The 24,477-nt window shown below is 73.3% G+C and carries 27 protein-coding genes; 19 read left to right on the top strand and 8 right to left on the bottom strand.

What is annotated here, in order from left to right:
- Positions 1-27 precede the first annotated feature (27 nt).
- The gene (locus OEB99_RS05485; RefSeq protein ID WP_263508847.1) at positions 28-891 is read right to left on the bottom strand and encodes an oxygenase MpaB family protein; all 864 of its coding nucleotides are present in this window, start codon (positions 889-891) and stop codon (positions 28-30) included.
- 215 nt (positions 892-1,106) lie between these two features.
- On the opposite strand from OEB99_RS05485, the gene OEB99_RS05480 reads away from it, so the two are divergent.
- The 10 genes from OEB99_RS05480 (at position 1,107) to OEB99_RS05435 (ending at position 9,881) form a co-directional block, all read left to right on the top strand.
- On the top strand, positions 1,107-2,204 hold the full coding sequence (locus OEB99_RS05480) for a DUF4349 domain-containing protein (protein WP_263508846.1): 1,098 nt from the start codon (positions 1,107-1,109) through the stop codon (positions 2,202-2,204).
- 46 nt (positions 2,205-2,250) lie between these two features.
- Positions 2,251-2,682, top strand: coding sequence for an SRPBCC family protein (locus OEB99_RS05475; RefSeq protein ID WP_263508844.1), 432 nt, complete (start codon positions 2,251-2,253; stop codon positions 2,680-2,682).
- A gap of 148 nt (positions 2,683-2,830) precedes the next feature.
- Positions 2,831-5,194 (top strand): hypothetical protein, encoded by a 2,364-nt coding sequence (locus tag OEB99_RS05470; protein ID WP_263508843.1) that lies wholly within the window; start codon positions 2,831-2,833, stop codon positions 5,192-5,194.
- Positions 5,195-5,384: 190 nt separating this feature from the next.
- Positions 5,385-6,611, top strand: coding sequence for a TadA family conjugal transfer-associated ATPase (locus OEB99_RS05465; protein WP_263508842.1), 1,227 nt, complete (start codon positions 5,385-5,387; stop codon positions 6,609-6,611).
- Between the two features lie 3 nt (positions 6,612-6,614).
- On the top strand, positions 6,615-7,472 hold the full coding sequence (locus OEB99_RS05460) for a type II secretion system F family protein (protein WP_263508841.1): 858 nt from the start codon (positions 6,615-6,617) through the stop codon (positions 7,470-7,472).
- Positions 7,469-8,395 (top strand): type II secretion system F family protein, encoded by a 927-nt coding sequence (locus tag OEB99_RS05455; RefSeq protein ID WP_263508840.1) that lies wholly within the window; start codon positions 7,469-7,471, stop codon positions 8,393-8,395. The genes OEB99_RS05460 and OEB99_RS05455 overlap by 4 nt, the downstream gene beginning before the upstream one ends.
- Positions 8,392-8,568: a hypothetical protein gene (locus tag OEB99_RS05450; RefSeq protein WP_263508838.1), complete on the top strand. Its 177-nt coding sequence runs from the start codon at positions 8,392-8,394 to the stop codon at positions 8,566-8,568. The genes OEB99_RS05455 and OEB99_RS05450 overlap by 4 nt, the downstream gene beginning before the upstream one ends.
- A 25-nt stretch (positions 8,569-8,593) precedes the next feature.
- Positions 8,594-8,977: a TadE/TadG family type IV pilus assembly protein gene (locus OEB99_RS05445; protein WP_263508837.1), complete on the top strand. Its 384-nt coding sequence runs from the start codon at positions 8,594-8,596 to the stop codon at positions 8,975-8,977.
- Positions 8,974-9,432, top strand: a complete 459-nt coding sequence (locus tag OEB99_RS05440; RefSeq protein WP_263508836.1) for a TadE/TadG family type IV pilus assembly protein — start codon at positions 8,974-8,976, stop codon at positions 9,430-9,432. The genes OEB99_RS05445 and OEB99_RS05440 overlap by 4 nt, the downstream gene beginning before the upstream one ends.
- Complete coding sequence (locus tag OEB99_RS05435; RefSeq protein WP_263508834.1) at positions 9,429-9,881, top strand: pilus assembly protein TadG-related protein; 453 nt, start codon at positions 9,429-9,431, stop codon at positions 9,879-9,881. The genes OEB99_RS05440 and OEB99_RS05435 overlap by 4 nt, the downstream gene beginning before the upstream one ends.
- Before the next feature lie 21 nt (positions 9,882-9,902).
- Here OEB99_RS05435 and OEB99_RS05430 read toward each other — a convergent pair whose 3' ends face one another.
- Positions 9,903-10,586: a FadR/GntR family transcriptional regulator gene (locus OEB99_RS05430; RefSeq protein ID WP_263508833.1), complete on the bottom strand. Its 684-nt coding sequence runs from the start codon at positions 10,584-10,586 to the stop codon at positions 9,903-9,905.
- A complete protein-coding gene (locus tag OEB99_RS05425) occupies positions 10,583-11,302 on the bottom strand; it encodes an SDR family oxidoreductase (RefSeq protein WP_263508831.1) in 720 nt (239 codons plus the stop codon). Before OEB99_RS05425 ends, OEB99_RS05430 begins: the two co-directional genes overlap by 4 nt.
- A 73-nt stretch (positions 11,303-11,375) precedes the next feature.
- On the opposite strand from OEB99_RS05425, the gene OEB99_RS05420 reads away from it, so the two are divergent.
- A complete protein-coding gene (locus OEB99_RS05420; protein WP_263508830.1) occupies positions 11,376-12,140 on the top strand; it encodes an SDR family NAD(P)-dependent oxidoreductase in 765 nt (254 codons plus the stop codon).
- Between the two features lie 81 nt (positions 12,141-12,221).
- On the opposite strand, the gene OEB99_RS05415 is transcribed toward OEB99_RS05420, so the two are convergent.
- Positions 12,222-13,205: an SMP-30/gluconolactonase/LRE family protein gene (locus OEB99_RS05415; RefSeq protein ID WP_263508828.1), complete on the bottom strand. Its 984-nt coding sequence runs from the start codon at positions 13,203-13,205 to the stop codon at positions 12,222-12,224.
- Between the two features lie 50 nt (positions 13,206-13,255).
- Positions 13,256-13,990 carry an alpha/beta fold hydrolase gene (locus OEB99_RS05410; protein ID WP_263508826.1) on the bottom strand — a complete coding sequence of 245 codons (735 nt, stop codon included), beginning with the start codon at positions 13,988-13,990 and terminating at the stop codon, positions 13,256-13,258.
- A 157-nt stretch (positions 13,991-14,147) separates the two neighbouring features.
- On the opposite strand from OEB99_RS05410, the gene prfB reads away from it, so the two are divergent.
- Entirely contained in the window at positions 14,148-15,260 is a 1,113-nt protein-coding gene (gene prfB, locus OEB99_RS05405; RefSeq protein ID WP_263508824.1) for a peptide chain release factor 2, read from the top strand.
- A gap of 53 nt (positions 15,261-15,313) precedes the next feature.
- Here prfB and OEB99_RS05400 read toward each other — a convergent pair whose 3' ends face one another.
- Entirely contained in the window at positions 15,314-16,435 is a 1,122-nt protein-coding gene (locus tag OEB99_RS05400; protein WP_263508822.1) for an alpha/beta fold hydrolase, read from the bottom strand.
- A 183-nt stretch (positions 16,436-16,618) separates the two neighbouring features.
- Here OEB99_RS05400 and OEB99_RS05395 point away from each other — a divergent pair, with 183 nt between their 5' ends.
- A complete protein-coding gene (locus tag OEB99_RS05395) occupies positions 16,619-17,335 on the top strand; it encodes a GntR family transcriptional regulator (protein WP_263508821.1) in 717 nt (238 codons plus the stop codon).
- Between the two features lie 85 nt (positions 17,336-17,420).
- Here OEB99_RS05395 and OEB99_RS05390 read toward each other — a convergent pair whose 3' ends face one another.
- Positions 17,421-18,635 carry a pyridoxal phosphate-dependent aminotransferase gene (locus OEB99_RS05390; RefSeq protein ID WP_263508819.1) on the bottom strand — a complete coding sequence of 405 codons (1,215 nt, stop codon included), beginning with the start codon at positions 18,633-18,635 and terminating at the stop codon, positions 17,421-17,423.
- An 86-nt stretch (positions 18,636-18,721) separates the two neighbouring features.
- Between OEB99_RS05390 and OEB99_RS05385 the strand changes: the two genes are divergently transcribed.
- The gene (locus tag OEB99_RS05385; protein ID WP_263508817.1) at positions 18,722-19,261 is read left to right on the top strand and encodes a glycine cleavage system transcriptional repressor; all 540 of its coding nucleotides are present in this window, start codon (positions 18,722-18,724) and stop codon (positions 19,259-19,261) included.
- Here the strand turns inward: OEB99_RS05385 and OEB99_RS05380 are convergent.
- Positions 19,246-20,133 (bottom strand): SDR family oxidoreductase, encoded by an 888-nt coding sequence (locus OEB99_RS05380; protein WP_263508816.1) that lies wholly within the window; start codon positions 20,131-20,133, stop codon positions 19,246-19,248. The genes OEB99_RS05385 and OEB99_RS05380 overlap by 16 nt on opposite strands.
- 109 nt (positions 20,134-20,242) lie before the next feature.
- On the opposite strand from OEB99_RS05380, the gene OEB99_RS05375 reads away from it, so the two are divergent.
- The 5 genes from OEB99_RS05375 (at position 20,243) to smpB (ending at position 24,467) form a co-directional block, all read left to right on the top strand.
- Positions 20,243-20,809 carry a TetR family transcriptional regulator gene (locus OEB99_RS05375; RefSeq protein WP_263508814.1) on the top strand — a complete coding sequence of 189 codons (567 nt, stop codon included), beginning with the start codon at positions 20,243-20,245 and terminating at the stop codon, positions 20,807-20,809.
- 169 nt (positions 20,810-20,978) lie between these two features.
- Positions 20,979-21,668, top strand: coding sequence for a cell division ATP-binding protein FtsE (gene ftsE, locus OEB99_RS05370; RefSeq protein ID WP_263508813.1), 690 nt, complete (start codon positions 20,979-20,981; stop codon positions 21,666-21,668).
- Between the two features lie 12 nt (positions 21,669-21,680).
- The gene (gene ftsX, locus OEB99_RS05365; protein ID WP_263508812.1) at positions 21,681-22,595 is read left to right on the top strand and encodes a permease-like cell division protein FtsX; all 915 of its coding nucleotides are present in this window, start codon (positions 21,681-21,683) and stop codon (positions 22,593-22,595) included.
- A gap of 2 nt (positions 22,596-22,597) precedes the next feature.
- Positions 22,598-23,890, top strand: a complete 1,293-nt coding sequence (locus tag OEB99_RS05360; protein ID WP_263508810.1) for a M23 family metallopeptidase — start codon at positions 22,598-22,600, stop codon at positions 23,888-23,890.
- A 103-nt stretch (positions 23,891-23,993) separates the two neighbouring features.
- Positions 23,994-24,467, top strand: coding sequence for an SsrA-binding protein SmpB (gene smpB / locus OEB99_RS05355; RefSeq protein WP_263508808.1), 474 nt, complete (start codon positions 23,994-23,996; stop codon positions 24,465-24,467).
- The last annotated feature ends 10 nt before the right edge of the window (positions 24,468-24,477 follow it).

The following is a 24,477-nucleotide window of genomic DNA, read 5'->3' as shown; positions in this document are numbered from 1 at the left end:
GGGCGAGGCGTCCCGGGCGACCGTCCGCTAGGCCGGCGGTCGGCCCGGGTCGGCGGAGTCCAGCGCCCAGCGGATCGCGCGGGTCATCACCTGCCCGCCGGCCCGCACCACGGGTCCCGCAGGCGCGGGGACCCGCGTGAGCCCGAGCTCGCCGCGGGACCACGCCGGCATGAGCGCGACCGCGGCGTTCCACAGCGCACCGAAGAACGGCCGCGCCGCGGCGGGCAGCGGCGTCTCGTGGTGCAGGAACTGGGCCGCCTCGCGCGCCTCGCGGGTGCCACGAAGCTCGGGACGGTAGGCGCCGAGCCCGGCGTGCAGGCCGTCGAGCGTGCGCGGCAGGTCGCGGGAGCCGAGCCGTTCGCCGACCTCGGCGGTCTGGGCGACGTAGGCGTCGCACCCGGCCGCGTCGAGCGGCCGGCGGCCGTAGCGCTGGTGCGCGAGCAGGAAGGAGTCGACCTCGGCCAGGTGCACCCAGGCGAGCAGGTGCGGGTCGGACGCGGCGTACGGCTCGCCGTCCGGGGTGAGGCCGGAGATCCGGTCGTGCACGGCCCGGACGACGGCGACGGCGAGCTCGGCCTGGTCGACCGGGCCGAACGTGGTCTGCGCGAGGAACGTCGCGGTGCGCTGGAGCCGTCCCCACGGGTCGCCGCGGTACCCCGAGTGCTGGGCGACCGCGGCCATCGCGCGCGGGTGCAACGACTGGAGCAGCAGTGCGCGGATGCCACCGACGAACATCGACGCGTCGCCGTGCACCCGGGCGATCGCGCTGTCACCGGGGAACCAGCGCGGACCCGGCGCCTGGTGGATCGCGGCGCGCGCGGTGTGCGGGTCGGGCCCGGCCACCTTGCGCAGCACGGCACCGGCGGCGGCACCGCGGACGTCGAGCGACATGTCGGCATGGTCACACGGGCCCAGGCCGTCCGCACGGCGCACCCCGACCACGGGCCCGGGCCGTCCGCACGGCGCACCCCGACCGCCTGCCCTGTCGGACGCTCGGCCGATCTTGCGCGGTGCGCCGTTGCTGTCGGGACACGGTTCTCGGACGAGTTGATCACGATTCCCGCGAGTCCCGGCGAAGCGTCCCGTCGGCTCTCTAGCGTGATCACATGCGAAGCGAACGACTCCCTGCCTCCCGTCGCGCTCCCCGACGTGCACGCCGGGCCGTGGCCCTGGCCGCCGCTCTGGCCACCTCGGCGATGCTGGTCGCCGGCTGCTCGGCCGGCAGCTCGAACGACTCCGCCGGCAGCGAGGCGATGGCGCCCGCCTCCGGTGGCGACATGGCGTACGAGGACAGCGCCGCCGTCGACGAGGAGCGGGCCGCGGCGTCGGACGGGACCGCGTCGACCGCGGACGCCGACCGCATGGTGATCGTCACCGGCTGGGTCACCGTGGTGGTGGACGACCCGATCGAGAAGGCCACCCGGGTCGTCACGCTGGTGGAGAGCAAGGGCGGCTTCATCTCGGCGCGCAGCCAGCAGTCCGCCGGTTCGGACCGCCGCGCGTACGCCTCGCTCACCGCGCGCGTCCCGGCCGAGCGTCTGCAGGACGTGCTGGACGAGCTCGAGGACCTCGGCGAGGTCCAGGAGGCGCAGCTGGACAGCGTCGAGGTGACCAGCCAGGTGCGGGACCTGGATGCACGGATCAAGGCGATGGAGCTGTCGATCGCACGGTTGGAGGACCTGCTGCAGCGGTCCGGCGACCTGTCCGACATCGTGCAGGCCGAGCAGGTGCTCACCGACCGGCAGTCCCAGCTCGAGCAGCTCGAGTCGGAGCGCGCGTCGCTGGCCGACCAGGTCGCGATGTCGACCGTGACCGTGAACCTCTACACCGACGAGGCCGTGCCGGACGAGCCGCCGAGCGGGTTCCTCACCGGGCTGGAGTCCGGGTGGAAGGCGCTCATGGCGTTCGGCGCGTGGCTGCTCACGGTGCTCGGCGTGCTGCTGCCGTGGCTCGTGGTCGCGACCGTGGTCGGCCTGGTGGCGTGGCCGTTCGTGCGGCGCGCCCGGCAGAAGTCCGCGGACCGGCGCGCGGCCGCACAGGCGGCCCGTGGTCAGGTGCCGTTCGGGTGGGCGACGGCCCCCGCCACGGCGCCCGTGTCGACGCCACCCGCACCTCCCGTCGCCGCCCCGATGGCGCCGGCGGACGCGGCGCCGAGCCCGGACACCTCTGCCGACGGCTCCGAGGACGACCCACCGCAGGGCTGAGCCGCGTCGAGGTGCGTCGGCGCGGGACCACGCCGACGATGGCCCGATGAGGACGCGGCTGACCTTCGCGGCCACGTGGCACCTGCCGGCCGACCCGGCCGCGGTGTGCGCGGAGATCCTCGACGTCGAGCACTGGGTCGTGTGGTGGCCGCAGATCCGGGCGGTCGCGTCGCTCGGGCCGGACGACGCCCGGGTGATCGCCCGCTCGGCCTTGCCGCACCACCTCGACCTGGTGCTGCACGCGGTGTGTCGCGACCTGCCGGAGCTGGTCGTGGGCCTGGACGGGGACCTCGTGGGCGAAGCCCGCTGGCGCCTGACACCTGTCCCCGCGGGGTCGCGGCTGGACTACCACCAGGAGGTCACGGCCTCGGGGTGGCTCGGCGCGGCGAGCCGGGTGGCCGCGCCTGTGATGCGCTGGAACCACGACCGGATGATGGCGGGCTGCGTCGCCGGGCTCGGCCACCGGCTCGGGCCCTAGGACCCTCGCGCCCCCGGGCCGCCGGAGCACCATGGAGGCGAGGTCGCGCACCGCTCTCGGGGGCGGCCAGCCCTCGTGCGACTCGCGCCGGCACCACCCGTCGGCGGACCCGACCCCAGCAACCGAGACCCGGGGTCGGGAGACCGTGATGAGCACCAAGACAGCGAACGCTGCGACCGCGAAGGGCTCGACCGCCGAGCCGACCGGCACCACACCGACCGCGGCAGAGCCCAGCCGAGCGAGCGTCCCGGCCGGCGCCGCGCCTTCCGGGAGCGCCCCGGCCGGCGCCACCACGTCGACCACCGCTCCTCAGCCCGCCACACCGCTACCGCCCGCCACACCCCGACCGCCGGCCGTGGACGCCACCCCGGTCACCTCGTGGCTCACCGACCGCTTCGCGAGCGCCTTCGCCGAGGCGTTCTTCGAGCAGGGCTACCTCGACGTCGCCGACGTCGACGAGGCCGCGATCGACCACCTGGTGACCGAGAAGGGCACCGCGAACCGTCTCAAGGCCGACCTCGCCCGGCGCGCGGAGCCGATGGTGCCGCCGGACCTGCCGCCCGGCACCGCCCTGGACCTGTCGAAGCCGCAGGTCACCTCGGCCGACGGGGTCACGTTCACCGTGCCCACCGCGCTGAGCGTGAGCCGCAGCTCGGACGCGATCCAGTCCCCGATGGCCCTGCAGAACTCCGACTGGGTGGTGATCGCCCGCAACGCCGCGCTGCTCTACGGCTTCCGGATGGACGGCCCCGCGCCGGTGCGCGCCCGGCGGTCGGTGCTCGAGTGGGTGGTCCCGGAGCGGATCGACTTCGCCAGGTCGGAGATGTTCCAGGCCCGGGTGGAGAGCGCGGTCACCTACACCGAGGACACCGCGTCCTACGTCCGAGCCGGCTTCGACAAGGAGACCGCCACGGCGGGGTACGCGTTCTGCAGCGCCTCGTTCGAGCGCAGCCGCAAGGAGCGCACCGCGAGCACGTCGGCACATCGCGAGCTGCACGAGGTCGGGATGTGGAAGTACCCACGCGCGACGCTCTTCCTGGACGACTGCACGCGGGTCTCCGACGCGTTCGTCCAGGCCATCGACCACGCCCTCGCCACCGACCTGGACACGGGAGCCGGGCTGGAGCAGGTGCTGGCCGAGTACGGCCACGCGGTCCCGATGGAGGTGACCCTCGGCGGCCAGCTGCACTTCGAGCACGTGCGCACCGAGGACACCACGACCTCCGAGCGCCAGGTGGAGCAGGAGATCAAGGCCGCCGTCGAGGTCAAGTACCTGGGCGCGAGCGCCTCGGCCGGCTACGCGACGGGCTCGTCGACGTCGCGGTCCGGCTCGGCGCTCGAGCTCGCCGAGCAGACCACGTTCGACGGGCTCGGCGGGGACACGACCCTGGTCAGCAACCCGGCCGACTGGGCACCCACCGTGCGCGACCCGCGGCTGTGGGCCGTGATCGGCAACGCCCGGCTGATCTCCACGATCGACCTGCTCGACGACGAGCGGCGCAGCGCCGTGCTCGCTCGGTGGTCGGCGCCCGCGTACCCCGAGCTCCCGGCGATCGGTGAACCGCTCACGCTCCAGCCGGACACGGCGTCCCGCTCCACCACGGCGGGCTTCCTGCTCGGCCTGCGGGACTGCGACGCGATGCCTCAGCAGGGTCTGGTGCTGGTCGCCTCCGGGAGCCAGGAACGGGACGCGGACTCCGCGGACGAGGCCTCCGCCGGAGCCGGGGTGTACTCCCACCACGGCGGGGACGTCTGGTACGACGTGAACAGCGTCTGCCTGCCGATCGCGAAGGGCATGGACTTCGGCGTCTGGACCGCCGACGTCGCCCAGAAGGGTGGGTCGGCCCGGTCGCGCCTGGGCTTCGCGCGCACCCAGTTCGGCTTCGGCGACTGGACGCAGCTCCCCGTCGGCGAGCCGGCCGAGGTGACCCTGGACGGGTTCCTGGCGGTCGGCGTGGCGCTGGCCGAGCGGGTCGCCGGCGAGGTCATGGTCTGGGTGGACGGGAAGCCGGTCGCTGCGACCAGCGCGCACCGCGACCAGCGCTACGGCTCGCCCGCGCCGTTCTCCGCGATCTGCATCCCGGCTCACGCGGGGACGACGGTCGAGGTCAGGCCGTCGTTCGGGAAGGCGCCGGCGGAGGCTGCGAAGGTCCAGGCCCGGTTCATCCCGCTCGACGACGCCTGGATCCTCGGCCCGCCCCGCGAGGTCGAGCCCGTGACCCACCTCGTGGCCGACACGGACGGCGTGCTGCACGCCCAGCTCGACGTGGTGGGCGACGGCCCGCGCGCGGTGGTCCGGCTCTACGCCGAGGCGCCCGACCCGTGGGCCGGCTGCTCGGTGCACGTCTACACGCCGCACGTCCGGCTGCTGCGCCATGCCTCGGCGCTGCTGCCGATCGGCAAGGGCGGGAAGTTCTTCAGCAGCTATGCGCCCACCTCGGGGGCGCCGGTGCTGGCGCTCACCTGGACCCCGATCCTCCGTCGCCCGGCGAGCGCCCAGGCCAAGGGCTGACGCGGCGGTTGCCGGTCCGCGCCGATCCTGCCGCCGACCGCGGTGGCACTTACACCGGCGTCGGACCGACTTTGGCTGGACATTTTGTCCACAAGTCACCCGTTTTGACCCGCTTGAAGCCCTATGATCACGAACCGCTGAAGGATCAGCACAGGGGGCACGGCCGCGGAGCGGCCGCAAGGGGGCATGCGTGGAGGCTGTGGACCAGCTCGAGCTGGAGGTCCGCGAGCTCGTCCGGCGCCGGGGCATCGACCCGGTGCGCGATCGCCCGCGCCTGCGCGCCCTGGTCAGCGAGGCTCTCGACGACTACGACGACCGCGCGCTGCGCGGCCACGTCCCCCCGCTCGCCGACCGCGCCTGGACCACCCGGGCGCTGGAGGACGCCGTCGGCGGCCTCGGCCCGCTGCAGGGCTACCTCGACGACCCCACCGTCGAAGAGATCTGGATCAACGCCCCGGACCAGGTGTTCGTCGCTCGCGGCGGTGAGCCCGAGCTCACCACGACGATCCTCGCCGACCAGCAGGTCCGCGACCTCGTCGAGCAGATGCTCAAGGTGTCCGGCCGGCGCCTGGACCTGTCCAGCCCGTTCGTCGACGCCGCACTGCCCGGCGGCGAGCGCCTGCACGTCGCGATCCCGGACGTGACGCGCTCGCACTGGGCCGTCAACATCCGCAAGTACCTCGTGCGAGCCACCCATCTCGACGACCTGGTCGCCCTCGGCTCGCTCACACCCCAGGCCGCACGGTTCCTCGCCGCCGCGGTCGCCGCCGGGCTCAACGTGCTCGTCTCCGGGCCGACCCAGGCCGGCAAGACGACCATGCTCAACGCGCTGGCCGGCTCGATCCCGCCGCGCGAGCGCGTGATCTGCTGCGAGGAGGTCTTCGAGCTTCGCATCGACCACCGCGACACCGTCGCGCTGCAGACCCGGCAACCCAGCCTGGAGGGCACCGGCGAGATCACGCTGCGCCGCCTGGTCAAGGAGGCGCTGCGGATGCGACCGAGCCGGATCATCATCGGCGAGGTCCGTGAGGCGGAGAGCCTCGACATGCTCATCGCCCTGAACTCGGGCGTGCCGGGCATGTGCACCGTGCACGCGAACAGCGCCCGCGAGGCGCTCACCAAGATCTGCACGCTGCCGCTGCTCGCCGGTGAGAACGTCACGGCGGCGTTCGTCGTGCCCACGGTCGCGACCGCGGTCGACCTGGTGGTCCACCTCGAGGTCGACCACCAGGGCCGGCGCCGCACCGCCGAGATCGTCGCCGTCCCGGGCCGGGTCGAGAACGGCGTGGTCGAGACGGCGGACCTCTTCCACCGGCGCGGTGAGCGCCTCGAGCGCGGCACCGGGTTCCCGCCGCACGCCGAGCGGTTCGCCCGGATCGGCGTGGACGTGACCAGCCTGCTGGCCGAGGGCGCCTGAGCGATGGGGGTCGTCGCGGGTCTGCTGCTCGGTGCGGGACTGTGCCTGGTGATGTGGGCGGCGACCTCCGAGCCCACGACCGACCGCCGCCCGGCCCGCTGGCAGCAGCACCTCGGCGACCTGCTGGTGCAGGCGGGCGCGCCGCAGGTGACGCCGCTGGCCCTGGTCGGCGCGTGCGCGGCGACCGGCGGCGTGGTGTTCGTGCTCGCCGCAGCCCTGACCGGGTCCCCGCCGATCGCGGCACCGTTCGCGGCGATGGCGGGGTACGCGCCGCTGGCGCTCGTCCGCGCACGGGCCCGGCGGCGCCGCGCGGCGCTGCGCGCGCTGTGGCCGGACGTCGTGGACCACCTGGTCTCCGGGATCCGTGCCGGGCTGTCCCTTCCTGAGGCGCTCGCACAGGTCGGCGAGCGCGGTCCGGAACAGCTGCGCGAACCCTTCGCGGCGTTCGCCGCGGACTACCGCGTGACCGGCCGGTTCGCCGAGTGCCTGGACGCGCTCAAGGCCCGCCTGGCCGACCCGGTCGCGGACCGGATCGTCGAGTCGCTCCGGCTGACCCGGGACGTGGGTGGCACGGACCTGGGTCGTCAGCTGCGCACGCTCAGCGCGTTCCTGCGCGCGGACGAGCGCACCCGCGGCGAGCTCGAGGCGCGGCAGAGCTGGACGGTCGCCGGCGCGAGGGTGGCCGTCGCGGCGCCGTGGGTGGTCCTCGCGATGCTCGCCACCCGACCCGAGGCGACGGCCGCCTACGACAGCCCGATCGGCGCGCTCGTGCTGGGCGGCGGCGCGTTGAGCTCGGTGGTCGCCTACCAGCTCATGCTGCGACTCGGCCGGCTCCCCGAGGATGCGCGGGTGCTGCGATGACGCCGGTGCTGCAGGGGGCGCTCGCGGGGCTCGTGCTCGGGCTCGGCGGGTTGCTCGTGCTCGCATGGGTGGACGCGCGACGGCCGACCCTCGACGCGCGGCTCGCGCCGTACCTGCGCGTGCCGCAGCGCACCTCGGCCCTGCTGGACCAGCCCGCGCCGCGGACCCCGCTGGGCACGCTCGAGCGCCTGCTCGCACCCGTGATGGCCGACGCGGTGCGCCTGGTCGAGCGGCTCGGGTCGCCCGACGTCGCGGACCGGCTGGCCCGGGCCGGGCGCAGCCAGAGCGTCGAGGAGTTCCGCATCCAGCAGGTGGTGGCCGGAGTCGTGGGGCTCGGCGCCGGCCTCGCGTTCACGTTGGCGCTGGCCGCCGGGCGTGGTGTCGCACCGGTGGCCGGCGCACTGCTCGTGCTGGTCGCCGGCCTGAGCGGGGTCGTGCTGCGCGACGTCGCACTGTCCCGTCAGGTGCGACGCCGCTCGGAGCGGATCCTGCTCGAGCTGCCGACGATCGCCGAGCTGCTCGCGCTCGCGGTGGGCGCCGGCGAGGGGGCCCTCGGCGCGATCGAACGTGTCGCCCAGGTCAGTGACGGCGCGCTCACCGGCGAGCTGCGGCGCGTGGTCGCCGAGGCCCGGTCGGGCACGCCGCTCGTGGTCGCGCTCGAGCAGATGGCCGACCGGACGGCGGTCCCCGCGCTGTCCAGGTTCGCCGAGGCGATCGTGGTCGCGGTCGAGCGCGGGACGCCGCTGGCGGACGTGCTGCGCGCCCAGGCGACCGACGCCCGTGAAACCTCCCGCCGAGAGCTGATGGAGCTCGGCGGGCGCAAGGAGGTCGCGATGATGGTGCCGGTCGTGTTCCTCATCCTGCCGGTCACCGTGGTCTTCGCCGTGTTCCCCGGTCTCAGTGCACTGAGGCTCGACCTGTGAAGGAGTTCTCCGTGGAGTTCGACCCCAGTACCGACCGGGGCGACGTGCCCGGCTGGGTGCTCGTCACGTTGATGACCGCGGGGCTGGTCCTCGCCTTGTGGGCAGTGGCCGGTCCGGCACTGACCCACCTGTTCGAGCAGGCGATCACACGTGTCGGAGCCTTCGGCGGTTGATGGGCGCAACGCCCTTCCACGGGGCGTGGCGTCCCGGTTCGACGGCGAACGCGGCTCCGCGGTCGTCGACATGGTGCTCGTCGGAGCGCTGACCACGCTCCTGTTCGCGGCGGTGCTCCAGCTCGCTCTCGCGCTGCACGTGCGCGCGACGCTCGTCGACTGCGCCGCGGAGGGCGCCCGGTACGGCGCACTGGCCGACCGCTCCCCGGAGCAAGGGGCCGCGCGGGCGGCGGAGCTGGCCACCATGTCGCTCAACGCCGCCTACGCCCACGACGTCTCCGCCCGCCGCGCCGAGCTGGACGGCCTGGCCGTCGTCGAGGTCGACATCACCGCCCCTCTGCCGGTGCTGGGGCTGCTCGGCCCGTCCACCCTCACCGTCTCGGGTCACGCGCTCGCGGAGCTGCCATGACCCGCGCGCTGAGGACCCACCGCACGCGCGCCGGCGACGACGCCGGCAACGCCATCGTGGAGTTCCTCGGCGTGGCTCTCCTCCTGCTGGTCCCCGCCGTCTACCTGGTGCTCGTGGTCGGGCGCCTGCAGGCCGCGTCGTTCGCGGTGGACGGCGCCGCCCGGGAGGCCGTGCGCGCCGTGGTCGCCGCACCCACCAGCGGGTTCGACCCGGAGAGCGCTGCCGTGGCCGCCGTCCAGATCGCGCTGGGCGACCAGAAGCTCGTCGCCGACGACCCGCTGCAGATCACCTGCGTCCCCACGTGCGACACCCCCGACGCGAGCGTGATCGCGTACGTCTCGGTGCACGTCCCGCTGCCGCTCGTCCCGGCCTTCGTGCAGGACAAGGTCCCGCTCGAGGTCCCGGTCGCGGCGACCGCGCAGGGGCGTGTGGGCGAGCTCGTGGACGCCCCGTGAGTCGGCTCGTCGCGCGGCTGCGCGAGGACGACAGCGGCCAGATCCTGCCGCTCGCGCTCGCCTACGGTGTCCTCGCCCTGCTGCTGATCACCGCCGTGGTCTCGGCGACGAGCATCCACCTGGAACGCAAACGCCTGCTCGCCCTGGCCGACCTCGCAGCGTTGAGCGCCGCCGACGCGCTCGACGAGGACGCCTACTTCTCCCGCGACGCAGGCGACGACCTCGTGGTGCTCGGCGAGGACGAGGTGACCGAGCAGGTCACCGCCTACCTCACCGAGGCCGCACCCGCCGACCTCGACGACCTCGCCCTGGTGGCCGCGACCACCGACGGCCGCACCGTCACCGTGACCCTGCGCGCCGTGGCCCGCCCCGCCCTGATCTCCTGGGTCACCGCGCCCTGGTCCGACGGGATCGCGATGGTCGTGACGTCGTCCGCACGGGCCGGGTAGCGGGACCCCGGAAGCCCCGCGTCAGGGACCCGCGCTGGTCCGCTCGACCACCTCGCGCATGGCCGCCGCAGCGCCGGCCGGGTCCCCCGCGGCGATCGCCTGCGCGGCCCGGACGTGCAGGTCGACGTCGTGCGCGTCGGGCGGCAGCTCGGCCCGCTCGACGAGGGCGCGTTCGCGCAGCGCGACGTCCACCACGGCCTGCAGCCGGGCGAACATCGCGTTGCCGGACAGCCGCAGCATCTCGGCGTGCAGGTCGCGGTCCGCCTCGAGGAAGGGGGCCGGGTCGCCAGCGGCGGCGGCCGCGAGGTCCTGCGCAGCCCCGAGCAGCGGTTCGAGATCCTCGGCGGCGATGCGCCCAGCCGCGACGCCGCGCGCCGCAGCCGCTGCCGCCTCCGGCTCGACGGCGAGGCGCAGAGCCCCGAGCTCCTCGACCTGCGCGCCACGGTCCGGTCCGTCGAGGCGCCACTGCACCACGAGCGGGTCGAGCGCGTCCCACCGCTGCGGCGGCGTGATCCGTAGACCGACCCGGCGGCTCGCGGTGAGCATGCCGAGGCTGGCCAGCACGCGGGTCGCCTCGCGGACGATGCTCCGGGACGCGCCGGTGCGTTCGACGAGCTCCTCGACGGTGGTGGTCTCCCCCGGCGCCGGCTCGCCACCGACGATGCCGCGGCCGATCTCGCCGAGGACGCGGTCGAACGTCGTCACCGCTGCGACACCGGGGAGATCACGAGCTCGTCGACGCGGACGTACGGCGGCGAGTCGAGCACGAACTGCACCGTGCGCGCGATGTCGTCCGGCGTGAGCATGACGGCGCGCGCAGCCGCGTCGGGGACCACGGGGCGCTGCTCGAGGAAGTCGGTCGCCACGTCGCCCGGGCACAGGTGGCACGCGCGCACGCCGTGCTCGGCCTCCTGGAGGTTCAGGGTGCGGGTCAGCGACGACAGCGCGGTCTTGCTCGCCGAGTAGGCGACGCCGGCACCGGGCTGGAACGTCCAGCCGGCGTACGACGAGATCACCACGACCACGCCGCCCGACGCGCGCAGGTCCGGCAGGGCCGCGTCGATCGCGCTCGCGGCCGCCGTGAGGTTCGTCGCGACGACGTCCTCGAGCTCGGCGAGGTCCTGGTCCGCCCAGCGGCGGCGCGGCGAGTTCCGCCCCGCGGCGAGCACCACGGCGTCCAGCCTCCCGAGCTCGGCGACCACGGCGCGCTCGGCCGCGACGGTCGCGGCCCGGTCCCTCGCGTCGAGCGGGACGGCGATCGCGTGTCCGCCCGACGCCTCGATCTCGGCGACGGTCTGTTCGAGGGGCTCGCGGCGCCGGCCGCTGATCGCGACCGCCCAGCCGGCAGCCGCGGCGGTGCGGGCCACCGCCTGACCCATGCCTGAGCCTCCGCCGGTGATCCACAGCACGCGTCGCGTCATCGCGATTCCCTTCTCCGCCGAGGAGCAATAGTATGCTCAATCACTAATAGTATGCCTAATAGGAGGCGGAGCGATGGAGCTCGACCTGAGGGACCGCGTCGTCGTCGTCACGGGAGCCGGCCGCGGCATCGGCGCGACGATCGCCGAGCGGTTCGCGGCCGAGGGCGCGTGGGTCGCGGCGCTCGACCTCGCCTTCCCGGCCGAGCCGGACGCGGCTGCCGAGCGCCTCACCCGGTTCGTCTGCGACGTCACCGACCCGGACTCGGTGCAGGCCGCCGTCGACGCCGTCGTCGGCCGGTTCGGGACCGTCGACGTGCTCGTCAACAACGCCGGCATCAACGTCGAAGGTCTGGTCACCGACCTGACCTGGGACCGGTGGCGCGCGGCGTTCGACGTGAACGTCGGCGGCACCTTCCTGATGAGCCGGGCCGTCGCACCCGTCATGCAGCACGCCGGCCGCGGACGGATCCTCAACGCCGCGTCGTTCGCCGCCATCGTGCCGAGCGTCGGCAGCGCCGCCTACGCGGCGTCGAAGGCTGCCGTGGTGCAGCTCACCCGGGTACTCGCGTCCGAGCTCGGGCCGTGGGGCATCACCGTCAACGCCTACGCCCCTGGCATGGTGCCGACCGCCATGAACGGGTTCGCCGAGATGGAGCCCGCGGCGCAGGACCGCCTGCTCGACACCCTGTCGCTGCGGCGCTGGGAGACGCCGGACGACGTCGCGAACGTGCTGATCTTCCTCGCGAGCGACGCCTCGGCCTACGTCACGGGCACCTTGGTCGACGTGTCGGGCGGCAAGCTCGCGACCCAGATCCCGGCCCGCGCGTACGGGCGCTGACCGGTCACCGGCCGCCTTCCCGCGGCCGCCCGTCGGCCGTCCCGGCGCCGCGACCCACCGGTCACGGCCTTCCGCCGCGGCTCAGAACCCGACCCGGGCACCCCGCACGTTCGTCGCCAGCGAGTACACCGACATCCCCGCGGTCATGAACAGCCGGCTCGCGGCGCGGCCGCCGAACACGACGTTCGCGCACGGCTCCGGCAGGTCCACGACCCCGAGCAGCGCCCCGTCGGCCGCGTGCACGCGGACACCGTGGGCGGACCGCTCGGTGCCGATCCACCCGCACCACAGGTTCCCCGACTCGTCGACCGCGAAACCGTCCGGCTCACCGTCGACGCCCTCGATCACGACCCTCGCCTCGCCGACCGACCGCAGGTCCTCGCCCACGGCCATCGCGTGGATCGCCGGACGCGGCTCGCGCGAGGACTCCACGAGGTAGAACGTCCGGCCGTCCGGCGAGAACGCCAGACCGTTCGGGTTGCGGAACTCGTCGGACACCACGGTCAGCTCGCCTGAGACGGGGTCGACCCGGTACACGTTCGTGCTCAGCTCGGGCTCGGCGCGGTGCCCCTCGTAGTCACCGGCGATCCCGAACACCGGGTCGGTGAACCACAGCGCCCCGTCCGGCGCGACCGCGACGTCGTTCGGGCTGTTCAGGCGCTTGCCGTCCCACGAGTCGGCGAGCACGGTGAGGGTCCCGTCGTACTCGGTCCGGACCACCCGGCGGCCGCCGTGCTCGCACGTGACGAGCCGCCCCCGGGCGTCGCGCACGTTGCCGTTCGCGTTGCCGGACGGCTGACGGAACACCGAGACGGCGCCGGTGCGCTCGTCCCACCGGTACATCCGGTCGCCGGCGACGTCGCTCCAGATCAGCGACCGGTGGTCACCGAACCAGACCGGACCCTCGGCCCACCGCAGGCCCGTCGCGATCCGCTCGACCGAGGTCAGGCGCGGCACCATCGCACGGAAAGCGGGATCGACCGCGCGGACCCGTGGGTCCGGATAGGTGTCGGAGAGTGCGCCGATGTGGTCGGGCCCGCGCAGCCCCTGGGCGTCGTCGCTCATGGCGCCATCCTGCCCTGCTGCCTGCCGTGCGGGGGTGCCACTCGAGGCGCTCAGCCGCCGACCGCGACCTCGCCCGCTCCCCCGCGTCCTTCGACGATCCCCACGATCTCGAACGCCAGCTCGGCCGGCTTGGTCAGCTGCGGCCAGTGACCGGTGGGCAGGTCGACGATCCTGCGGTGCCGCATCCGGGAGAGCTCACGCACGTACGGGTGCTCGTCGCCCATCAGCTTCTCGAGCGTGACCGACGGGATCGAGCAGGCGATCACGGTGGTCGGCACGTAGTAACGGTCGCCGTGGTGCACGCGCAGCGGGTCCCGGGCGACGCCGGCCGGCTCGGGGATCGCGATCCGCTCGAGCTCGGCGCGCACCTTCGGGGTCATGTCCCGCAGCTCGGCGTCCTCGAACGCGTCCCAGCCCGGGAACGGCACCTCGTCCTCCTCGACCGGCAGCTCGTCGTTGATCATCTGCCCGTCGGCGAACGGTCCGGAGTCGACGTAGATCGCGTGCTCCACCTTGTGCGGCCGCGCGTCGGCCGCACCGGCCACGATCGACCCGCCGCCCGAGTGGCCCACCAGCACCACCTTCTCCGGGGCCTGGTCGACCCGGGCCACGACGGCGGCCACGTGGTCGGCGAGGCGCACGTTCGAGCGGTCCGCGTCGCGGGACTCCTTGCCGGGCAGCGTGAGCGGCTCGACGTCGTACCCGTGCGCGTGCAGGGCCGCGGTCACCTTCCCCCACGAGTCACCGTCAAGCCAGAAGCCCGGGACGAGGATCACGTGCGTCATACCTATGACGCTAGGCCGGTCGACGCACCCTTGCCCAGGGATTGGGCCGGACTTCCGTTCCGCGAACCGTCCCGTCTCAGCCGGCCCGTGGCTCGGACCTGGACCCGGGCGCGACCCGGGACGACCGGCGCCGCGCACCCGGGTACCCTGGACGGTCGTGGCTGCCACCGACTTCCCCACCGAGATCTCCGCCCTGCGGACCACGCTCGGCACGATCAGCGCCGTCGTCGATCCGGACGGGCTGCGCGCCAAGATCGCCGACCTGTCCGAGCAGGCCGCAGCGCCGGACCTGTGGGACGACCAGGAGAAGGCGCAGCAGGTCACGTCGGCCCTCTCGCACGCGCAGAACGAGCTCGAGCGTGTCACCGGCATGCACCAGCGCCTCGAGGACCTCGAGACCCTGGTCGAGATGGCCGAGGAGGAGGACGACGCGGAGACCATGGCCGACGCCGAGGCCGAGCTCGTCGCCCTGAAGAAGGACCTCGACGCCATGGAGGTCCGCACGCTGCTGTCCGGCGAGTACGACTCGCGCGAGGCCGTGGTGACCATCCGGTCCGGGGCCGGCGGCGTGGACGCGGCCGACTTCGCCGAGATGCTGCTGCGGATGTACCTGCGCTGGGCCGAGCGGCACGGGTATCCGACCCAGGTCCTGGACACCTCTTACGCGGAGGAAGCCGGGCTGAAGTCCGCGACCTTCGAGGTCAAGGTGCCCTACGCGTTCGGCAACCTCTCGGTGGAGGCCGGCACGCACCGCCTGGTGCGGATCTCGCCGTTCGACAACCAGGGCCGCCGGCAGACCTCGTTCGCCGCGGTCGAGGTGGTCCCGCTGATCGAGCAGACCGACCACATCGACATCCCGGAGAACGAGATCAAGGTCGACGTGTTCCGCTCGTCGGGTCCGGGCGGCCAGTCCGTGAACACGACGGACTCGGCGGTGCGCCTGACCCACCTGCCGACCGGCATCGTCGTGTCGATGCAGAACGAGAAGTCGCAGATCCAGAACCGTGCAGCCGCGCTGCGCGTGCTCCAGTCCCGCCTGCTGCTGCTGCGTCAGGAGGAGGAGCGCGCCACCAAGAAGGAGCTGGCCGGCGACATCAAGGCCAGCTGGGGCGACCAGATGCGTTCCTACGTGCTGCAGCCGTACCAGATGGTCAAGGACCTGCGCACCGAGCACGAGGTCGGCAACCCGGCCGCGGTGTTCGACGGCGACATCGACGGGTTCATCGAGGCCGGCATCCGCTGGCGCCAGGGCGTCGGCGCGCAGAGCTGACCGCGCTCCCCGCCGAGCCCGCGTCCGCACGGACGCATCGCGCCGTCCCGCGGCTAGCCCTGCTCCCCCAGCAGGAAGTCGTCGACGACCCGCACGAACTCCTCGGGCTCCTCGAGGTGGATCACGTGGCTCGAGTCGACCCGCAGGTAGGTCCCGTCGGACAGCAGCGACATGGCCCGGTCGGCGTCCTCCTGGCTCATCGCGCCGTCGAGGATGCCGTCCTCGGTCCAGGAGAAGTCCGCGTGCAGCAGCAGGGTCGGGCAGGTGATCTCGGAGAGCGCCTCGGCGTGGTCGAAGCCCTCGTTCCAGGTGCCGTCGTAGAACGCGGCGCCGAACCGCGGGTCGTACTCCTCCAGGCCGCGCATCAGCAGCTTCACGGTCTCGTTGGGGATGATGCCGAGCTCGACCGGCTCACCGGGGTTGGCCTCGCGGTAGGAACCGACGAAGTACGTGATCACGCCGGACGAGCCGGGGAACACGTAGGTGTCGAAGAACCTCGTGTTGTAGTCGAGCCAGTACAGGAGGAAGTCGCCGTCGTCGCCCTCGGTCGCGGCGGCGTAGCTGCTCGCGAACGCCTTGTCGGCGATGGTCTGCTTGATCCGCGGGTACTCGGCGGCGAACAGCGGCGGGTCCTCGAGCACGATCGCCTCGACCAGCTCGGGCCGGTTGGCGGCGAGCCAGACGGTGAGCAGGCCGCCGGAGGAGTTGCCGGAGACGTAGGCGGGCTCGCCGACCACCTGGGCGATGAAGTCGCCCAGGTCGGCGCCGATCTGGTTCGCGGTCATCGGGTAGTCGTCGGGGTACGTGGTCTCGCCGTGGCCCTGATAGTCGACGACGTACACGTGGTAGCTCTCGGCGAGTGCCGGCATCACCCGGCTGTAGTCGAACCAGTCCATGAGCTGGGCGTGCAGCAGCACCAACGGCGTGCCGTTGTCCGGACCCTCGACGTAGCTGAAGTCGACCTGGTTGACCTGCGCACGCTTGGCGACGTACCCGGCGTCGGTGACCTTCTGCGCCCACGGGTCCACGTAGGTGTCGACCTTGTGCTTGACCACGACGAACGCGACCAGGCCGGCGAGCACGAGCACGCCCGCGGTGGCCCCCAGCGCGATCCCGACCTTCGCGCCCCGCGAGCGGGTGCGGCGGGGTCGGGGGGCTGCGGCGTCGTCCGCCATTGGGTCTCCGTTCGGGTGTCCGGTGGGGCGACGTGCGGCCCGCTGCGCCGGCGGCCTTCGGAGCGGCCGCTGGCGCCGGGGACCGACATCGGCCATAATTCTTCATGAAGAATACCTCACGCAGCTGCCCCGTGCCCGCCCCGGCGGCCCACCGCGGCGCAGAGCACCCGGACGGAGGAGCACATGACCGGAGCACCGACGGCGTCCCGGTCCCGCGCGGAGGTCGCGGCGGAGACCATCGGCCGGCTCGCGAGGGACCTCGACCCGGGCGCACGCCTCGGGAACCGGGCCGAGCTGCGCGAGGCGTGCGCCGTCTCGGTCGGCACGCTGCACGAGGCGTTGCGCCTGCTCCAGTCCACCGGCGAGGTCGTCGTGCGGACCGGTCCCGGCGGCGGGGTGTTCAAGGGCGAGAGCTCGGCGCTGTCCGACCTGGTGCGCTCGGTGCGCGGGCAGGCCGGGGCGCCCGTCGACTACGCCGAGATCGCCCGGGTGCTCGACGCGCTCGCGCCTCTGGTCATCGACGACGCGATCCGGGGCCTGGACGACGACGCGCGCACCGTCCTGCGTCGACGCGCCGACGCCCTGGCCGCCGCCGACCACTCCCTGCGGGACGTCGTCCGCGCCAGCCTCGAGCTCTTCGCCACGATCGTCTCGACCCCGCCGCCGGGCGTCCTGCGCACCGTCGTCGCCTCGATCCTGCGCGTGCAGCTGGACCTGCTGCGGCGCATCGACACGCACGTCGACCCGGACTGGCGCGCCGTCGTGGACCAGCACGTCGCCGCCGCCACCGCGGTGGTCGACGCGATCCTCGCGGGCGACCTGGACGCCGCGCTCGCCGCCCGCGCGCGCCCCGAGTTCGGCCTGCTCTTCGAGCGCGTCGCGCAGACGCCCTGGACCTAGGCGCGGCAGAGCGCGCGCCTCGCGGCGGACCCGCGCCGCGGGCCCAGCGCGTCCCGGTCAGAGCGTCCCGGTCAGAGCGTCCCGGTCAGAGCGTCCGGGACCAGGCGACGATCCGGTCGACCGCCTCGCCGACCACCTCGGGCGTCGTCGCGAACGACAGCCGCACCGTCCGCGTCCCGTCGACCGGGTCGAAGTCGGTGCCCGGCGTGAGCGCGACGTCGGCCTCGGCCAGCAGGCGGGTGCAGTACGTGCGCGAGTCGAGACCCGCGGCCGAGATGTCGGCGTACACGTAGAAGGCGCCGTCGGCGGGTGCGGCGTCCCGCCAGCCCAGGTCGGCGAGCCGGTCGAGCACGACCGCACGCGAGCGCTCGTAGGTCGCCACGTTCGCGTTCGCCTCGGCGTACGCCTCGGGCGTGAAGGCCGCGGTCGCCGCCTGCTGGGACAACGTCGGCGGGCACAGCGCGAGGTTCCCGGCCAGCGCGTCCACCGGGGCCAGCAGGTCCGGCGGCAGCAGCAGCCAGCCGAGCCGCCACCCGGTCATCGCCCAGTACTTCGAGAACGACCCCGCGACCACGACTCCCTGGTCGAGGTTCGTCGCGGCGGTCGGCGCGCCGGCGGACGACCCGGCGGGCAGCAGGTCGCGCATCGCGTCGGCGGCACCGTCGCGGTACGTGATGCCGTGGTAGAGCTCGTCGCTGACCAGGCGCACGCCGTGCTCGGCGCACCACTGCGCGAGCGCGTCCAGGGTCGCCGGCTCGATCAGCGTCCCGGTCGGGTTGGCCGGCCCGGCCAGGATCAGGCCGTCCAGCGGCCCGGACCCGGCCACCACGGCGTCGAGCAGCGCAGGGGTCGGCTGGTAGCGCTCGGCCGGTCCGCACGGCACGTCGACCACCTCGCAGCCGAGCGCCGCGAGCAGGTTCCGGTAGGCCGGATAGCCCGGGCGCACCACCGCGACCCGGTCGCCGGCCTCGAAGGCCGCGAGGAACGCCAGCACGAAGCCGCCCGACGCCCCGGTCGTCACGGCCACCTGCCCGGGGTCCACCGCCACGCCGTACCAGCGGTGGTAGTGCCCGGCGATCTCGTGCCGCAGCGCGGGCATGCCCAGCGCCTCGGTGTAGCCCAGCTCGCCCGCGTCCAGCGCCTGGCGGGCGCGGGCCCGCACGGCCGCGGGAGCCCCGGCCGACGGCTCGCCGGCGCACAGGTTGAGCACGTGGTGCCCGAGCGTTCGTCTCGCGTTGGCCGCGGCGATCACCTCCATCACCGCGAACGGTGGGACCAGCGAGCGACGCGCGACCTTCATGCCCCCATCCTGCCCCGGCCGACGCGGGTCGGTCGCCGGGTCGCGCCCCGGCCGATCTCCGGGCGACCCTGGGTAGCATCGACGCCGTGACAACGCTCGTCCTCACCGTCATCGGCGACGACCGCGCCGGGCTCGTCAAGGCCCTGGCCGACGTCGTCTCCGCGCACGACGGGAACTGGGAGCGCAGCCACCTCGCCGAGCTGGCCGGCAAGTTCGCCGGGATCGTCGAGGTGTCCGTGCCGCCGGCCCGCGCCGCCGAGCTCCAGGAAGCCCTGCGCCGGCTCAGCGGGCTGCTCGACGTCGAGGTGCAGACCGGCACCGCCGGGCCGACCGGCACGGACGAGGCCCGGTCGGCCGGGCGCGAGGTGCTGGTCGAGGTCCTCGGCAACGACCACCCGGGCATCGTCCACGCGGTCTCCGCCGCGCTCGCCGAGCACGGGCTGAGCGTCACCGAGCTGGAGACCTCCACACGTGAGGCCCCGATGGTCGGCGGCCGGCTCTTCGAGGCGCGGGCCTTGGTCGCCGTTCCCGACGGGTTCGACCTGGCCGAGCTCCGCGCCACCCTGGAGCAGATCGCGAGCGAGGTGCTCGTGGACCTCACGCTCAGCGCTCACGCCCCGTCGTAGGCGCCCGCGGCGAGGTCCTCGACCAGGGTCGGCTGATCGGGCGCCCACCCGAGGAGCTCGCGGGTGAGCCCGCTCGAGGCGGGCAGGTCCGCGGCGAAGAACATGGCGAGCCAGCCGAAGTGCGCCTCGACGTCCTGCGGCGCGACCGAGCGCACGGGCAGGTCGTAGCGCGCGCCGATCGCCTCCGCGATCCGTCGCGTCGTGATGCCCTCCTCGGCCAGCGCGTGCAGCGCCGTGCGCGCCGGTGCGCGGTCCACCCCGAGCGCGACGACCCGGGCCGCGTCGCGCACGTGCACCGCGGGCCAGCGGTTGGTCCCGTCGCCCGGGTAGCCCGCGAACCCGGCGTCCCGGGCGATCCGCACGAGCCGCGCCACGAAGCCGTGGTCGCCGCGGCCGTGGACGGTGGGTGGGAAGCGGACGACCATCGGCCGCACGCCACGGTCCGCGAAGCCGAAGGCCAGGTCGCCGTGGGCGGCACGGGGGTTGCCGGCGGGCGCCGGGGTGTCGGTCTCGGTGGACACCTGGCCGGGCCGCACGCCCGTTCCGCCGATCACGACCAGCGGTCCGCCCCGCCCCTCGAGCGCCTCACCGAGCGTGCTGATGGCGAGGCGATCGGTCTCGAGCGCGTGAGCCATGTCGGAGAAGTCGTGGTCGTAGCCGAGGTGGACCACACCGTCGGCGTCGCCGGCCGCGGCGCGCAGCGAGGCGAGGTCCTCGAGGTCCCCGCGGCGCACCTCGGCCCCGAGGCCGGCGATCCGGTCGGCCGAGGCATCGGAGCGGGCCAGGCCGATGACCTCGTGCCCGGCCGCGAGCAGCTCGGGGACCGTGTGCGAGCCGATCCAGCCCGAGGCCCCGGTGACGACGATGCGCATGGCGATTCTCCTGTCGGTCGTCCGCGACGTGATGTCACGTGATGACATCGACGCTAACACGCGATGTCACTCTGTGTCATCGCGTGCTCCGGGCCGCTACCCTGCTGCCATGGGTCGGTGGGCACCGGGAGCCGAGTCGCGGCTGCGGCTCGCCGCGCTCGAGCTGTTCGCCGAGCGCGGGTACGAGGCCACCACGGTCGCCGACATCGCCGAGCGCGCCGGGCTCACGGCCCGCACGTTCTTCCGCTACTTCGCCGACAAGCGCGAGGTGCTGTTCGGCGGGAACGACGTGCTCACCCGGCGCTTCGTCGCCGCCGCCGAGGCCACCCCGGCCGGCGCTCCCCCGCTCGCCGTGGTCACCGCCGCGCTGGACGAGTTCGCCGCACTGGTCGGCGAGGACCGGGAGTGGTCCAGCCGGCGCCGCGCGGTGATCGACGCCACACCCGAGCTGCTCGAGCGGGAGCTGGCCAAGCTCTCCTCGATGTCCACCGCCCTCGCCGGCGTGCTGCGCAGCCGCGGCGTTCCCGAGCTCGACGCCGCACTCGCCGCGGAGACCGGCCTCGCCGTGCTCCGGACCGCCTTCGACCGCTGGACCACCGACGACACGACGGCCTCGCTCACCGCCGTCATGCACGAGACGCTCGGCCGGCTCCACGGGCTCACCGCAACCGGCTGATCCACCCCCGGCCCGGGCCGCGCGCCCGCCCGAGATGTCCGAATCGCACGACATCGTCACAGGTCAGGGCGGCGTGTTGGGTCCGGAACCGGCGGCGCTCGTGCTTACAGTCGAACGGAGCACGCCCAGGTGGCGCGCTTGTTCGCTTGCCATTCGACGTGGGGACGCCGTGATCCGACTCGAGAACGTCACCAAGGTCTACGCGCGCGGCGCCCGACCGGCGCTGGACGCGGTGGACCTGGAGATCGAGCGCGGCGAGTTCGTGTTCCTCGTCGGCGCCTCCGGATCGGGCAAGTCCACGATGCTGCGGCTGATGCTGCGCGAGGAGCGCCCCACCGCAGGTCTGGTGTTCGTCGCGGGCAAGAACCTGTCGACCCTGTCCACCTGGAAGGTCCCCTACCTGCGTCGCCAGATCGGCACCGTGTTCCAGGACTTCCGGCTGCTGCCCAACAAGACGGTGTTCGAGAACGTCGCGTTCGCGCTGCAGGTGATCGGCAAGCCGAAGCACCACATCATGACGACCGTCCCGGAGACCCTCGAGCTGGTCGGGCTCGGCGGCAAGGAGAAGCGCCGCCCGCACGAGCTGTCCGGTGGTGAGCAGCAGCGCGTCGCGATCGCGCGCGCCTTCGTCAACCGGCCGAGCATCCTGCTCGCCGACGAGCCCACCGGGAACCTCGACCCGACCACGAGCGTCGGCATCATGCGGCTGCTGGACCGGATCAACCGGACCGGCACCACGGTGGTCATGGCGACCCACGACGACGAGATCGTCGATCAGATGCGCAAGCGCGTGGTCGAGCTGGACACCGGCCAGGTGGTGCGCGACCAGTCCCGCGGCGTCTACGGCTCGGACCGCTGAGGGGACCCCGCGATGCGACTCCAGTTCATCCTCTCCGAGATGCTCCTCGGCCTGCGCCGGAACATGTCGATGGCGGTCTCGGTCATCCTCGTCACGTTCGTGTCGCTGACCTTCGTCGGCGCGGCCGGTCTGCTCCAGCTGCAGATCAACCAGCTCAAGGACGAGTGGTACGACAAGGTCGAGGTCTCGATCTTCCTGTGCCCGGCCGACTCCGAGGCGGCGACCTGCGCGGGCGGCGAGGCCAGCCAGGACCAGATCGACGCGATCGGCGCCGAGCTCGAGTCCGACGCCCTCGCGCCGTACGTGGAGAAGGTCTACTTCGAGTCCAAGGAGCAGGCGTTCGAGTCGTTCCAGAACCGGTTCGGCGACGAGTGGTGGGCGCAGAGCGTCACGGTGGACCAGATGCAGGCGTCCTACCGCGTCGCGCTGGTGGACCCCGAGCAGTACCAGGTGGTCAGCGAGTACTTCACCGGCCGGCAGGGCGTGGAGGAGGTCCGTGACCAGCGTGAGGTCATCGAACCGCTGATCCTGGTGCTGAACCGGGCCACCCTGATGGCCGCCGCGCTCGCCGCGGTGATGCTGCTCGCGGCCGTGCTGCTGATCACCACGACCATCCGGTTGTCCGCGATGAGCCGACGCCGCGAGACCGGGATCATGCGGCTGGTCGGCGCGTCCAACCTGTTCATCCAGCTGCCGTTCATGCTCGAGGGCGCGATCGCCGCGACGCTCGGCGCGGGACTGGCGATCGCCGGGCTCTGGTTCGGCGTGCGGTACCTCGTCGAGGACTGGCTCGCCGGGTCGGTCAGCTTCATCCGCTACATCGGTACCGACGCGGTGTGGACGATCGCGCCGATCCTCCTGGTCATCGCCATAGGCCTGGCCGCGGTGTCATCTCTGGTCTCCCTGAGCCGATACACGAAGGTGTGATGATGCGACGCCAGCTGAGAGCCCTGATGGCCGCGCTCATCGGCGTGGCTCTGGTCACCGTCGGCTTCGCGGTGCCGTCGCAGGCCGACGAGTGGGACGACAAGCGGGCGCAGAACCAGGCCCGCCAGGACGCGGTGAACAAGGCGCTGGACGAGCTGAGCGCCGAGCTGGAGGAGACCGGTCAGGCCCTGATCGACGCGTACGCCGAGCTGCAGGGCATCCAGGCCCAGATCCCGGTCGCCGAGGCGCAGCTCAAGGAAGCCGAGGACACCCTCGCCACGCTGCAGCGCGAGGCCGCGATCATCGCGCAGCGCCTGGAGACGGCGACCACGCTGGAGTCCGAGATCACCACGAAGATCGAGACGGACACCCAGCGCGCGGACGACCTGCGCGCCGCGATCGGCCGGATGGCGCGCGACGCCTACAAGGGCGACATGACCACCTCGGCGATGTCCGCCGTGCTGGACTCCTCGAGCACCGACGAGTTCGTGCAGCAGTCCGAGCTGGCGTCGGTCGCGCTGCGCACCCAGACCCAGGCGTTGCGTGAGGTCGAGCAGATCGTCGGCGTGAACCGCAACCGCGAGGCACGCCTGGTGGCGGTCCGCGAGCAGATCACCGAGCTGAAGAAGGAAGCCGACCAGAACGTCGCCGACGCCGAGGTCGCCCGGCAGAAGGCCGAGGCCCGCAAGGCGGACCTCGTCGCGCTCGAGAAGGAGGCCAAGGCCAAGGCCGCCGAGATCGAGAGCCAGAAGGCGTCCCTGCAGGACCAGCAGGCCGAGCTCGAGAAGCAGCAGGCCCAGCTCGAGGCCGACCTGAAGAAGATCGTCGCGGCCCAGGAGGAGGCCCGCCGCAAGGCCGGCCAGACCCCGATCGGCTCCACGGCGTCGCAGCCGTTCATCAACCCGTCGTCGGTCAACCCGATCTACAAGACCTCCGACTACGGCATGCGGTTCCACCCGATCCTGCACTACTGGCGGATGCACGCCGGGGTCGACCTGCGCACCTGGTGCAACACCCCGGTGTACGCGGCGGCCGCTGGCACGGTCGAGTGGGCCCAGTACCGGGCCGGCTACGGCAACCAGGTCATGCTGAACAACGGGTACTGGAACGGCAAGTCGCTGATGTCGAGCTACAACCACCTCAGCTCGTTCGCGGTGTCCGCGGGCCAGAAGGTGTCCCAGGGCCAGCTGATCGCCTACGCCGGGAACACCGGCACGTCGGCCGCGTGCCACCTGCACTTCGAGGTGTACATCAACGGCGCGACCACCGACCCCTGGCCGCTGATCGCGAAGTAGCAGCCGATCGGGTCGCCGGCGGCGGCTCGTAGCAGGCGGCCGGCGGTGCGGGCCTCGACAATCGGCTCGGGTCGGTGCGGGCCGGTCCCCTAACCTTGGAGGCATGGCCAAGGAAACCGGGCGTCGGCTGGTCGCCTCGAACAAGAAGGCGCGGCACGACTACCACATCGACGAGACCTTCGAGGCAGGTCTCGTGCTGACCGGTACCGAGGTCAAGGCGCTGCGGGCGGGGCGCGCGTCGCTCGTGGACGGCTTCGTCGCGGTGGACCGCGACGGCGAGGCCTGGCTGGAGAACGTGCACATCCCGGAGTACTCCGAGGGCACCTGGACGAACCACGCCCCACGCCGCAAGCGCAAGCTCCTGCTGCACCGGCGCCAGATCGCCGAGATCGCGCACGAGACCCAGGCCAAGGGCGTGACCGTGGTGCCGCTGAGCCTGTACTTCGTCGACGGCCGCGCCAAGGTCGAGATCGCGCTCGCGCGGGGCAAGAAGGAGTACGACAAGCGCCACGCGCTGCGTGAGCGCCAGGAGAACCGCGAGGCCCAGGCCGCCATGAGCCTGCGTCGCCACGACTGAGACCGGGCGG

The sequence above is a fragment of the Actinotalea endophytica genome (genome assembly GCF_025717005.1).
Classification (GTDB): Bacteria; Actinomycetota; Actinomycetes; order Actinomycetales; family Cellulomonadaceae; genus Actinotalea.
Note: the sequence above shows the minus strand (reverse complement) of the source record. Positions and strands in the feature narration are given on the sequence as shown.